This window comes from Limnoglobus roseus (assembly GCF_008254045.1).
GTDB classification, from domain to species: Bacteria; Planctomycetota; Planctomycetia; order Gemmatales; family Gemmataceae; genus Limnoglobus; species Limnoglobus roseus.
On sequence record NZ_CP042425.1, the window covers coordinates 2,401,093 to 2,413,976 of the forward strand.

5 protein-coding genes and 2 pseudogenes are annotated in these 12,884 nt (G+C 67.5%); 3 read left to right on the forward strand and 4 right to left on the reverse strand.

Features of this window, described 5'->3' with window-relative positions; genetic code table 11:
- Window positions 1–673: 673 nt before the first annotated feature.
- Window positions 674–1,802 (reverse strand): IS3 family transposase gene (locus tag PX52LOC_RS09975; protein ID WP_390637001.1). Its coding sequence is split into 2 segments (ribosomal slippage): window positions 674–1,540 and window positions 1,542–1,802, totalling 1,128 coding nucleotides; the frame shifts between segments, so codons are not numbered across the junction.
- Between the two features lie 487 nt (window positions 1,803–2,289).
- Between PX52LOC_RS09975 and PX52LOC_RS09980 the strand changes: the two genes are divergently transcribed.
- Complete coding sequence (locus tag PX52LOC_RS09980) at window positions 2,290–8,082, forward strand: IPT/TIG domain-containing protein (RefSeq protein ID WP_168218900.1); 5,793 nt, start codon at window positions 2,290–2,292, stop codon at window positions 8,080–8,082.
- Window positions 8,083–8,539: 457 nt separating this feature from the next.
- On the opposite strand, the gene PX52LOC_RS09985 is transcribed toward PX52LOC_RS09980, so the two are convergent.
- Together PX52LOC_RS09985 and PX52LOC_RS09990 are read right to left on the reverse strand one after the other, a co-directional pair.
- Entirely contained in the window at window positions 8,540–8,998 is a 459-nt protein-coding gene (locus PX52LOC_RS09985) for a DUF4279 domain-containing protein (protein WP_149109961.1), read from the reverse strand.
- 90 nt (window positions 8,999–9,088) lie between these two features.
- A pseudogene (locus tag PX52LOC_RS09990) lies at window positions 9,089–10,030 on the reverse strand (IS701 family transposase); the annotation flags it as partial.
- 95 nt (window positions 10,031–10,125) lie between these two features.
- On the opposite strand from PX52LOC_RS09990, the gene istA reads away from it, so the two are divergent.
- Window positions 10,126–11,709, forward strand: coding sequence for an IS21 family transposase (gene istA / locus PX52LOC_RS09995; protein ID WP_168218901.1), 1,584 nt, complete (start codon window positions 10,126–10,128; stop codon window positions 11,707–11,709).
- A complete protein-coding gene (istB, locus tag PX52LOC_RS10000; RefSeq protein ID WP_149109964.1) occupies window positions 11,618–12,394 on the forward strand; it encodes an IS21-like element helper ATPase IstB in 777 nt (258 codons plus the stop codon). The genes istA and istB overlap by 92 nt, the downstream gene beginning before the upstream one ends.
- Window positions 12,395–12,468: 74 nt before the next feature.
- On the opposite strand, the pseudogene PX52LOC_RS10005 reads toward istB, so the two are convergent.
- Window positions 12,469–12,822, reverse strand: a pseudogene (locus PX52LOC_RS10005) (transposase); the annotation flags it as partial.
- Window positions 12,823–12,884: the final 62 nt, after the last annotated feature.

Below are 12,884 nucleotides of genomic sequence, written 5' to 3' on the forward strand. Positions count from 1 at the left end.
GAAAGCGTTCGCCTCGGACGAATTGTTCAAGAAGCTGGCAGGGGTTCTCGTCCCGAAGTGACCGGCCAAACGAAAGCACGAAACCGCCCGGAGTCGTTGTTGGGGACGGCCCGGGCGGTTTCGTGCTTTCTGGCCGACCGAATTCTTTGGCAGTTTGCGGGGATTTTTTCAAAAATCCCTTGTTTTCAAGTACACCCAAGAGGAGTCGAACCTCTAACCTTCGGTTCCGTAGTTCGGTGCTGTACACCGATGCTTGTTGCGGGTGAACCGTCCAATTACCTTAGAAATCAAGCATCAACAACGCGATTGCCGGTCGGCCCAGTGTGGACCGGCTTCCAGTACTTTAGTCGGTTTTCGTCCGTTTACTACGCTATCTCGGACAGAACTCGGACAATTCAACCTTGACAGACTCTGCATTCTCACAAAATTGTTCACGGGAACCTCTCTGTCTTCTCATACCGCCGGATCATTGGTTGCCGAGAGGCTCTATCGACGTGGCTCACGGAAAATACTGTGTTCATGCGAAGCACGAACCTTTCGAAACAGCTCTCATAGGAATACCTCCGGCTGAAAAACCAGTCCCGAACTACCGAATCGGACCGAAAATTGTGGGTAGCCGAAGTGGCGGCTATAGTGGACCCCGTTTGCGAGACCAAAAACCGACGAATCTTAGCTACACCTTCGCCGGCTCTTTTGACCGCCCGGCCCGGTACACCTCGGCAGGCGTCTTGTACCCCAACGCCTGGTGCAACCGGGCCTCGTTGTAGAAGGTGAAGTACGCCGCCAGCCCCTTCTCCAGCGCGGGCACCGTCTCGTACCCCCGCAGGAACACGTCCTCGTACTTCACCGTCCGCCACAACCGTTCGACGAACACGTTGTCCAGGCACCGACCGCGGCCGTCCATGCTCACCCGCACCCCGGCCGCCTCCACCCGCTCGACCCACGCCCCGGCCGTGAACTGTACGCCCTGGTCGGTGTTGAACACCTCCGGCGTGCCGGCCGCCAACGCCTCGTCCAGCATGTCCCGACAGAACGCCCCGTCGAGCGTGTTGGACAACCGCCATGCGACCACGTACCGGCTGAACCAGTCGATCGTGGCCGCCAGGTACACGAACCCGCCGGGCAGCGGCAGGTACGTGATGTCGGCCGACCACACCTGCCCGACGCGGTCGATCGGCACGCCGCGGAGCAAGTACGGGTACACCTTGTGGCCCCGCCCGGCCGACAGTTTCGGCTTCGGGTGGATGGCCTCCAACCCCATGACCCGCAACAACCGCTGGACCCGCTTGCGGTTCACCGGGTGGCCGCGCCGAACGAGCCAGCGGGTGATCCGACGGCTGCCGTAGAACGGGCAAGCCGTGTACTGCTCGTCGATCAGCCGCATGAGGGCCAAGTTGTCGGCCGACTCCTCGGCCGGTCCCCGGTAGTAGGTGGCCCGGCCGAGCCCGACCAACTGGCACTGCCGACGGATGCTCAGGTCGGCGTGGGCGGGGTCGATCAGCGGCCGCAGGTCGTCAGCCGAACGTCGCAGCTTTTTTTTCCACCCAGTCGAGCTCGACCTTGAGCCGGCCGATCTGCTCGTACAGTTCGGGGGTCTTGTCGTCGCCCGGCATGGCCGCCTTCGCTCCGGCGGCGAACACGGCCTCGGCCCCGGCCAGCAGTTGCTTCTTCCACCCGTGGATGAGGGTCGGGTGGACGCCGAAGTGGGCGGCGAGCTCGTTGACCGTCTTGTCGCCCTTCACCGCGGCTAGAGCGACCTGGGCTTTGAAGGCTGCCGTGTGGGTCTTCCGCTTCGCCGTCATCGAGACCACCTCCGAGGGCCGCCAGAGTAGCTTACCTGGCGGCCCCAGTTTCGGGGTCCACTATAGGCCAGGCGCCTGGGATGTACTGGTCTGCCGTATAGGGGGCCGATCCCATACGGGCAGCCACCGGTCTTCTGGTATCTCTTCGAACGGACACGGTACTTAGCATCACGAGAGTAAGGGCGATCGAAGTGGACCGGTCGCGGTATCGATGGTAAAGGGGACTAATCAAGTTCAGGTTGGACCGATTACCTTCGCAATGCTATCATCTTCTCCAATCCGCTCATCTTTTGATTAAAACTATTAGATGAGGCACCCCATGCGTCGTTGGCTGCTCGTTCACTGTACTGTGGAGCAACTAGAATCCAGACTAACGCCAGTCAGCGGGTGGGGGACAGTGCCTACTCCCATCCTTCGGCCCGGCGGTCCAGCCGACGGCGGCTCGTTTGCAACCACGGCAACTCCAACTGGGTTGACACCGACTCAGGTGCGACACGCATACGGGGCCGACCAAGTTTCCTTCCCGGGCGGGATCGTGGGCGATGGGGCCGGTCAGGTGATCGCCGTGGTGGACGCCTACGTCGACCCGAACATCGCCAGCGACTTACACGCCTTCGACCAACAATTCGGGCTGTCCGACCCGTACCTATACACGGTCAACGTGGACGGCACCCCGGTCGCCCCCCGGGGGGACTGGGGGATCGAAACGTCCCTAGATGTGGAGTGGGTCCACGTCATGGCCCCGAAGGCCACCATCCTTTTGGTCGAGGCCGACCCGGACGACCTGTATACGGCGGTCGAATATGCCCGCCAGCAGGATTACGTGACCGCTGTGTCGATGAGCTGGGGACTGAGCGAGTTCAACGGGGAGGCGAACTACGACGGGACGTTCACGACCCCGGCCGGGCACACCGGCATCACCTTCGTGGCCAGCACCGGCGACAATGGGGCGCCGGGCGGGTATCCGGCTTACTCGCCTAACGTGCTCGCCGTCGGCGGGACGAATCTGAGTGTGGATGCGTCGGGGAATTACGTCGGTGAGACGGGTTGGAGCAACCCGCCCGGCGGGCCGACCGGTCTAAACCACGGAGGGAGCGGCGGCGGCATCAGCCAGTACGAGGGCCAGCCGAGCTACCAGCGCGGCACCGTCACCCAGAGCACCACCCGCCGCACGATCCCTGATGTCGCCCTGGACGCCAGCACCGACGTCGCGGTGTACGACTCGTTCGACTTCGGGTCCGCCGCCCCGTGGATTTCCTTGGGCGGCACGAGCCTGTCGGCCCCGCTCATGGCCGGCCTGATCGCCGACGCCAACAACGGCCGCCTCGCCCAAAGCCGGGACACCCTCCGCGACCGGGAGGCGATGACGGACCTGTATGCCCTGGACGGGCTCAGCCGCGTCGGCCAACTGGGTGCCGTCGGCTTCAACGATGTGACTCAGGGGAACAACGGGTTCCCGGCCGGCCCGGGGTATGATTTGGTGACCGGCCTGGGGACGCCCAAAGCGTCGGCCGTGGCGGCCAACCTGGCCCAGGCGTGCCTACCGCCGGCCCTCATCGCCCCCAACGGGCTGACGACCCAGACTAGCACCACTCCGACGTTCCAGTGGGCGGCGTCCGCCGGGGCCGGGTTCTACCGGATCACCGTCCGCGGGCCGGACGGGGCGACCGTGATCAACACGACTGCCTCCGGCACAAGTTACACCCCGGCGGCTGGGGTTCTCACCTCGGGGGCAAGTTACACCTGGCAGGTGCAGGCGTACCCGGTCATCGGGGCGGTCGGCACCCCGGCGACGGGAACGATCGGTATCTTTTCTGTCACCTCTGCCACCCCGTACCCGGAAGACCCGTCGGTCAACGACGCGGTCGCTACCCTGACCCCCACGTTCCGGTGGTCGGCCGTGGCCGGGGCGACCGGGTACAACATCACCGTCACGGACGCCGTATCGCACCAGACGGCGGCGTCGGCCACGGGCTTGACGACCACCACCTGGACGAGTACCACCCCGCTGGTCAACGGCCGGGGGTACACCTGGCAGGTGCAAGCGATCACGTCCTCGGGCGGCCAACCGGTCGCAAACCCGCCGTCCGCACCGCTCGGATTTTACGTGAACGTCACCAGCACGCTGGCCCTGACCGCGCCGTCCGCCAACGCCACCGTGACGACGCCCACCCCGCACCTGGAGTGGACGCCTATGCCGCTCAACTACCAGAATTACTCCTTGAGTGTGTACGACGTGACCGCCGGCCGGGCGGTAATCAGTGAGTTAGGGATAGACGGATCGAGCGGCCGACACGCCTACGACCTGCCCGTCCCGTTGCCGAGCGGGCACACCTACCAGTGGACCGTGAACTGCGGACCGTACTATAGTATCCTCCAGAATGGGGTGCCGACGACGGTGGACCAACGTGTGTTCGCCTCGGCTAAATTTACGGTGGCAGTCGCCGGGGCGACGGGTGCCTTAATTGCTCCTACGGTGACCGGTCCGACCGGCTTGATCGCGACCACTACCCCCACGTTTGGGTGGTCGGCTGTACCCGGGGCTACAGGGTACGGGCTTTACATTAACTCTTCTGCAATCGCCCCAATCCCCGTGTCCGGCACGTCTTTCACCTACACCGGCCAAGGCGCGGCTTACGGTCTTCAACAGGGTCAGGCGTACGTCTGGTGGGTGGTGGCTTACGACGCGGCCGGAAATGTCAGCCCGGCGTCCGCCCCGACCGATTTTGGAGTCGCTAGCCCGGCCGCCTCTTACCTACCGATCGTCACACCGACCGGTCCGATCGGGACCATCGCCACCCTCACCCCAACACTGTCGTGGACGTGCAGTCTGCCCGCCAACAATATTCAAGGTTATTACCTCTATCTGTTCGATGAAACTGCCGGCGGGTTTGTTCTCGGCAAGTTCGACCGTTCCTCCTCGTATGACCTCGGAGCCGCAGGCGTCAAACTGATCAACAACCACGCGTACCGATGGTACGTGTCGGGGGTATCGATCGACGTCGGGGCAGCCTCCGAGGCGGACTTCACCGTCCAGTTGATCGCACCGCCGCACCCGTTGCCGGTGAGCGTGCAGCCGACAACACCGGTATTGTCGTGGGCCGCGGTCCCGGGGGCCAGCGGTTACGCCCTCACGGTCACAGACGAAACCCACAAGCAGACGCTCACCGCGAACCTACCGGTCACCGGTACGAACTATCAATTCGGTCTCCCCTTACAGGCTGGCGACTTGTACCGTTGGACGGTGACGGCCGCGGACGCGGCCGGTAATGTCAGCGATCCGTCCCAGTTCGAGGTCTTTACCGTCGAGGCCAACATCCCGGCTCCGACCCTCACCCCCGTCGGGAACATAGTTGCAACGGACACACCTACTCTGGCCTGGAATGCGGTGACGGGCGTGGCCGGATTGGCCGGGTACGCCCTGACCCTGATTGACACGACGACCGGCATGACCGTCGTCGCCGGGCAACTCGTGACGGCCACGAGCTACCTGCCCCTGGCACTGACCGACGGCCACCATTACCAATGGACCGTAACGGCCGTCGACTCGGCCGGCAACGCTAGCCTGGCTGTGGCCGCCGACGTTTTCCGAGTCGCGCTGCCGGTCTCGGCCGCCGCCGTCCCGGTGCCGGACGCCACCCCCGCGGTCGTCGGCGACACCCCGACGCTGACGTGGGCCCCCGCGAACGGGGCGGCCGGCTACGTGGTGGTCGTGTTCGACGCCTCCGGGGGGACGCTCAATTACGTCGTCCCACCGACGCCCGTCGCCGACACGGCATTCACCGTGCCCGCCCCGCTCATGCCGGGCCGCGCCTACACCTGGCAAGTGCGGGCGACCGACGCGGCCGGCAACCTGACGGCCTGGAGTGCCCGGCAGAAGTTCACCTCGCTGGCCGATTTAAAAGCCTCGACGATGTCTGCCGCCGCTGCGGCGCTGATAGTTGGCGGCACAACGACCCTCACTCTGACCGCTCGGGACGCCAACGGCAACCAAGAGACGGCCGGGGGCCTTCCGGTCGCCTTTATTATCACCGTCGGTGAGGGGAACATCGGGGCCGTTACAGACAACAACAATGGCACATACACCGCCACGTATACCGCCACCGCGGCCGGGCCGGTAAGCTTGACTGCGACCGTCGGAAACCAGATGGTTACGTCGGCCGCGGTCGAAATATCGGTATCAGATCGCAGTTCTCCGCCGATCATCATTCCCCCAACCGGGGCGATCCCGCCGGCGGTGGCCGGCGTGTCCCCGGGGGCCGGGCCGGCGGCCGGGGGGTCGGCGGTGACGGTCACCGGGTCGGGGTTCACGGGGGCCACGGCCGTCCTGTTCGGGTCGACGATTGCCGCGTTCACGGTCGTGTCCGACACCCAGCTGACGGCGACGGCCCCGGCCGGGGCCGGGGCGGTAGACGTCGTGGTGGTCGGCCCGGGCGGGGCGTCGGCGGCGTCCCCGGCCGACCGGTTCACCTACACCACCGCCCCGCTGGGGGCGATCCCGCCGGCGGTGGCCGGCGTGTCCCCGGGGGCCGGGCCGGCGGCCGGGGGGTCGGCGGTGACGGTCACCGGGTCGGGGTTCACGGGGGCCACGGCCGTCCTGTTCGGGTCGACGATTGCCGCGTTCACGGTCGTGTCCGACACCCAGCTGACGGCGACGGCCCCGGCCGGGGCCGGGGCGGTAGACGTCGTGGTGGTCGGCCCGGGCGGGGCGTCGGCGGCGTCCCCGGCCGACCGGTTCACCTACACCACCGCCCCGCTGGGGGCGATCCCGCCGGCGGTGGCCGGCGTGTCCCCGGGGGCCGGGCCGGCGGCCGGGGGGTCGGCGGTGACGGTCACCGGGTCGGGGTTCACGGGGGCCACGGCCGTCCTGTTCGGGTCGACGATTGCCGCGTTCACGGTCGTGTCCGACACCCAGCTGACGGCGACGGCCCCGGCCGGGGCCGGGGCGGTAGACGTCGTGGTGGTCGGCCCGGGCGGGGCGTCGGCGGCGTCCCCGGCCGACCGGTTCACCTACACCACCGCCCCGCTGGGGGCGATCCCGCCGGCGGTGGCCGGCGTGTCCCCGGGGGCCGGGCCGGCGGCCGGGGGGTCGGCGGTGACGGTCACCGGGTCGGGGTTCACGGGGGCCACGGCCGTCCTGTTCGGGTCGACGATTGCCGCGTTCACGGTCGTGTCCGACACCCAGCTGACGGCGACGGCCCCGGCCGGGGCCGGGGCGGTAGACGTCGTGGTGGTCGGCCCGGGCGGGGCGTCGGCGGCGTCCCCGGCCGACCAGTTCACCTACACCACCGCCCCGCTGGGGGCCCAGAAAACTCAGCTGGTCGGGTATTCGGAATACTCGGCCGGGGCAGACGAGGGCGCTGGGCAAGTCACTTTGTACAATCGGGACGGCTCCGTTCGTTACACCGTCAGCCCGTTCGGCCAAAGCTTTGCCGGCGGTGTCCGCACGGCGGCGGCCGACTTTAACGGCGACGGAGTGGCCGACGTCGTGGCCGGTACGGGACCGGGTGGCTCATCGCACGTCGTCGTTTTGGACGGCGTCACGGGGACGGTTCTTTTCGCCGTCGACCCGTTCGAGGCTTCCTTCACCGGCGGCGTGTACGTGGCCGCCGGCGACTTGGACGGAGACGGCGTGCCGGACCTCGTCGTCACCCCGGACGAGGGGGGCGGCCCACGGGTGGACGTATACTCGGGCAACGGGTACGTCAAGCGGGTCAGCTTCTTTGGCATCGACGACCCGAACTTCCGCGGCGGGGCAAGGGCGACGGTCGCCGATCTGAATGGCGACGGGGTCGGCGACTTGGTCGTAGTAGCCGGGTTCGGCGGCGGGCCGCGGGTGGCCGCGTTCGACGGCAAGTCGTTGGCGGGTCCGCTGGTGAAATTGTTCAACGACTTCTTCGCGTTCGAACAAACGCTGCGGAACGGTGTGTTCGTAACGGCCGGAGACGTTAACGGGGACGGGGTTGCGGACCTGGTCGTCGGCGGCGGGCCGGGCGGTGGCCCACGGGTGCTGGCGTTCGACGGCAAGAGTCTTCTAGTAAACCAGTATGTGCCTCTCGTCAACTTCTTTGGCGGGGACGCAAGCAGCCGTGGGGGCATCCGGGTGGTCGTCAAGAATCTGGATGGCGATACGAAGGCCGATTTGGTCGTCGGGTCGGGTAGCGGGTCGGGCAGTCGGGTGACGGCCTACTTCGGCCGTACCCTGACGGCTGGCAGCACGGCGACCGCTCTAGACTTCGACGCCTTCCCGGCGTTCACCGGCGGCGTGTTCGTGGGCTGAGGACGTTCGCCTGGGGGCTTGGGGAGTCATCACACTGCTCCCTCTGGCTACAGAAACTCAAACGAATGCTAGCATCCAATGGACGACGTGGCAGCTGGACTGTTGCTGGGAGGGCGACTGGATTGGCGTGAGTGAAGGTGTTCACCGACGCGATGTCAACGATCACCCGCGACGACACGCAGCCAGTCATGGCGTGGCGATCGTGCTTAAAGTCGAGGGTATGAGTTTCGCTTTCTCCCCGCCACCGCTCATTGCCATGTGACGGCCAAGCGATGGAAGTGATCCGCCCGACCAAGAGTGCACGTGCATCCTGTGTGTCAGGGAACGAGACGATGTCCACGTAGATCAGCCACCGACACACTGAACTGCATGGCGTACCGAGCGGCTAATTGGTAGTCGACCAGAGTAGCCCTGAACGGCAATCCAGTATCTTAGCAGTACAGCGCGGGTTTATGTGCTATTCGGTCGACGTCTCGTCCACCTGGTAGATGTCGAACCCCATCCCCGCGTTCAACGCGGCCACCCCCGCCAAGCACTCGGCGTCGAGCAAGGGCCCAGTTCCGGCGTACAGGTACGTCGACTCCCACAGCACGTCGAAGTACGTTTCGCCTTCGGTCGCCAACGGCAGGATGACAGCCTGGCCTGGGAGCAGGCGGTCGAGTAGCCATCGGAAGTGATCGTTCACGTCCTTCGAGTCGATGGCGGGCGTGCTACTGACCGTCCAACATCCTACCAGGTAGGGCTCGAGGGTCGCCCCCGATCGCGGATGCCGTCGCTCCTCACCCCGGCGGTTGGACTGGCTTGGGGTCAGGCCCATCCGTCGCGTCACCTCCGTCGGGTCCAGTTCGGGGGCGGAAACGGTGAACGTCACCCGCACCCGGCGGATGTGTGAGGCGTGAAAGTCGCTGATCGCCATAGCTCTCCAATTCCGTTCCTACCACAGCGGCGGTGGTGAGGTCACCCTCGCCGGCTGGCTCGACCCGCAGGCGGCTCCCGGCTGACGGACCTACGCCGCTTCTTGTGGGACTTGGCGGCCTGTGCGTTCCGCCGCTGATGGTAACGGATGACTTCGGCGGTGTGCCGCAGCTCTGGGGTGCCGCGACGCCGTCGGAACGCCGCGCCGCATCGCTGGTTCAACGCCCGGCACACCTGCTCCGCGGTCACCTCGGGGTTTTTCCCCCCGCAGCCGCTCCGTGTGCGTGGCGACGAACCCGAGGACGATCAGGGCCAGCGTCAGGTGCCTCAACATCCCGGTGTAGTTCCGCCCTTCGTAGTCCATCAGCCCCGCCTCCTGCTTCCCGAGCCGGAAGGCGTGTTCGACCGCCCACCGGCGGAAGGCCACGGCCAGCACCCGCGGCAGCGGTGCCATCGTCGCGTTCGTGAGGAAGTACTTGACCTCGGCCGTGGCCTCGTTGACGGCCGCTATCAAGGTGTGCTCCCGGCCCTCCACCCACACCCGGGCCGTCGCCGCCCGCCAGAATGACGCCCGGACGGTCCGGTGTGCGACCCGATGCCGTGCCCCGCCCCGGGCGTCGGCGGCGCTCAACCGGCCGTCCGCACGGCGGGCCGGGCCGTGGTCAGTGCCCCGGACGGTGAAGTTGACCGGCACCTCGGCCACGAACCGCTGGTCGACCAGGTTCAGGAACCGGAGGAACGGGACGGCCGCCCCGTACCCCTCGTCGAACACGAGCCAGTCGAACGACATCCCGTTGCCGGCCGCCCGGAGCCACTGGTCCACCGCCAGCCGCCACTTCGGCCGGTGCTTCACGTCGTCCGGGATGCCGGCGGTCCGGCACCGCTCCCGGTCCTCGGACCAGGACTTGGGTAGGTATAGGTCGGCGTCGAGCAGGGCCTGGAACGTACCCCGGGTCACCCCGAGGTGGACGGTGACGATGCCGTTGTCGACCTTCCCGACGCACCCGAGGTACTGACGCTGCACGCCTGGTGATTAGCGGCGAATCCTGGGCCACCTGAGCACCGAATCCGAGGCCACGGGTAGCACAAGCCCTGCGAGCGGCGATGATGCCGCCGCAGGGGGTTCGGATGCGTACCGTGGACGACTTCGCCGAAATCCGCCGACTCCACCGGGACGGCCTGAGCGGCCGACAGATCGCCCGACGCCTGGGCGTCGGCCGGGACACCGTCCGCAAGGCACTGGGCAACCCCGAGCCGAAGCCGTACACCCTGGCCGCCCCGCGGCCGGCCCCGACGTTCGGGCCGTTCCAGGCCGTCGTCGACGCCATCGTCGCGGCCGACGCGGACGCCCCGCCGAAGCAGCGGCACACGGCGATGCAGGTGTTCCGCCGGCTCGTCCGGGAGCACGGGTACGCCGGCAGCTACCACCCCGTCCAACGGTACTTGCAGGACCGGCGGCGGGCGGCCCGGGAGACATTCGTCCCCCTCGACCACCCGCCCGGCCGCCGGTGCGAGGCCGACTTCGGCCACATCCACGTCGACTTCCCGGACGGCCGGCGGCTCGTCCCGGTCCTCGTCGTCACGTGGAGCTACTCGAACGCCCCGTTCGCCGTCGCCCTGCCGACCGAGCGGACCGAGGCCGTCCTGCACGGCCTGTGCGAGGCGTTCGCCTTCTTCGGGTGCGTGCCGACGGAGGTCTGGTGGGACAACCCGACGACGGTCGCCATTGAGGTCCGCCGCGGCCGCGACCGGGTGCTGCACCCGCGGTACGCCGCCCTCGCCTCGCACTTCGTGTTCGCCCCCAAGTTCTGCCTGCCGGCAACCCCGCGGGAGAAGCCGCGGGTCGAGAACCGGGTCAAGGACCTGGAGCGGATGTGGGCCACGCCCGTGCCCCGGGTGAAGGACCTGGCCGAGTTGAACACGCACTTGCGAGCGTGCTGCCGCCAGGCCCGCGACCGCGTGTCGGGCGGCAACGCCGACACCGTCGGCAACCGATTCGAGCGGGACCGGGCGGCGGCCCAAGCCGTCCCGGCCCGCGGGTTCGAGGCGTGCGTGTTCGCCGCCGGGAGTGTGGACAAGTACCAGACGGTGGCGTTCGACGGCAACCGGTACAGCGTGCCCCGCCGGCACGCCTTCCAGGCCGTGACGGTCAAGGGGTTCATCGACCGCGTCGAAGTCGTCGCGGACCATCAAGTCGTGGCCGCCCACGTCCGCAGCTACGCCCGGCACGAGCGGGTGCTCAACCCCTTGCACTTCCTGGTCGTCCTGGAGCAGAAGCCGGCCGCCCTCGACCACGCGCCCGTGTACCGGGACTGGCACCTGCCGCCGATCTTCGCGACCCTTCGCACTCGGCTCGAAGCCGACCTCGGCCCGCGGCCCGGCGTCCGCCAGTACATCCGCGTGCTGCAACTGCTCGCCCGGTTCCCGCTCGACACCATCGACCGGGCCGTCGGCCACCAACTCGCCCGCGGCGACCCGACCGCATCGGCCGTCGCCGCGGCCGCCGAGCGGCTGGCCGTCGGCGTCACCCGGCCGCCGCCGGCCGGACCGGCCGTCACGGTGCCGCGGCCCGACCTGTTGCGATTCAACCAACTCTTGTCCCGCCCCGAAGGAGAACCCGATGACCGACGCCACCCCGCTGCTGCTCAAGGCCAACCTGAAGCAGTTGAAGCTGCCGACCATGCTGGCCGAGCACGACAAGCTGGCCCGTGAGGCGGCCGACCGCGACGAGCCGTATGACGCGTACCTACTGAAGCTCACCGAGGTCGAGGTCGCCGCCCGGACGGCCAACGCCATCGCGGCCCGCATCCGGGCCGCCGGCTTCCCGGTGGCCAAGGAGTTCGACACGTTCGACTTCACCGCCGTGCCCACGGTGCCCAAGCAGAAGGTCCTCGAACTGACCCGCCGGGACTGGGTCGGTCAGCGGTACAACGCGTGCCTGATCGGCGGCTCGGGGACGGGCAAGACGCACGCGGCGACGGCCGTCGGCCTGGCCCTGTGCCGCCAGGGCGTGCGGGTCAAGTTCGCCACCGCGGCCGGGTTGGTCACCGACCTGGAGGCGGCCCAACAGCAGCACCGCCTCGACCGCCTGCTCGCCGCCCTGGAGCGGATCGACCTGCTGATCGTGGACGAGTTGGGGTACCTGTCGTTCAGCCGGGGCGGGGCCGAACTCCTGTTTCAGGTGTTCGCCGACCGGTACGAGCGGGGGAGCGTGCTGATTACCAGCAACCTGCCGTTCGGGGAGTGGGGGACCATCTTCCAGGGCGAGCGGATGACGGCGGCGTTACTGGACCGGCTGACCCACCGGTGCCACATCTTCGAGATGAACGGCGAAAGTTACCGGTTCCGGGAGTCGATGAAGAGCAAGGCCGATAAGGCCACCAAGCCGAAGAAGTAACCCCTTCTCACCACCCGCACCGGTGGACCTGGATTCGGTGCTCAGGGTGGCCCAGGATTCGACGCTAATCACCACACGCCGGGCGTGTGGTCGCCCCACTTCCGGCTGCTCGTCTCGTCGATCATCCCGACCGTCCCAAGCCGGTCGCCAGAGAGGCCAACCAGGAGATCCCGGAGATGGCATTGGAGGGCGTCGCGGGCGGAAGCGTGGTCCCACCGGGCGGTGACGAGGAACTCTTGGAGCGTGCGGACCGCGGTCCCGGAGGTCAGAGCCATCGGCTCGACCGACTTACGAGGTAGGTCGGACAGCAACCCCCGGCAGTAGTTACCGAAGTGCCCGGCCGTCCGGTCCTGCCCGAAGTGGGTGCGGAACCGCCGCAGGTATGTCGCGAAGGCCGGGCCGAGGGCCAGAATCTCTTGATCCGTCACCGGGAATCCTCCCCGATGAACAGCTTATGGAAGCAGGAAGAACCCGCGCTGTACTGTTAGGA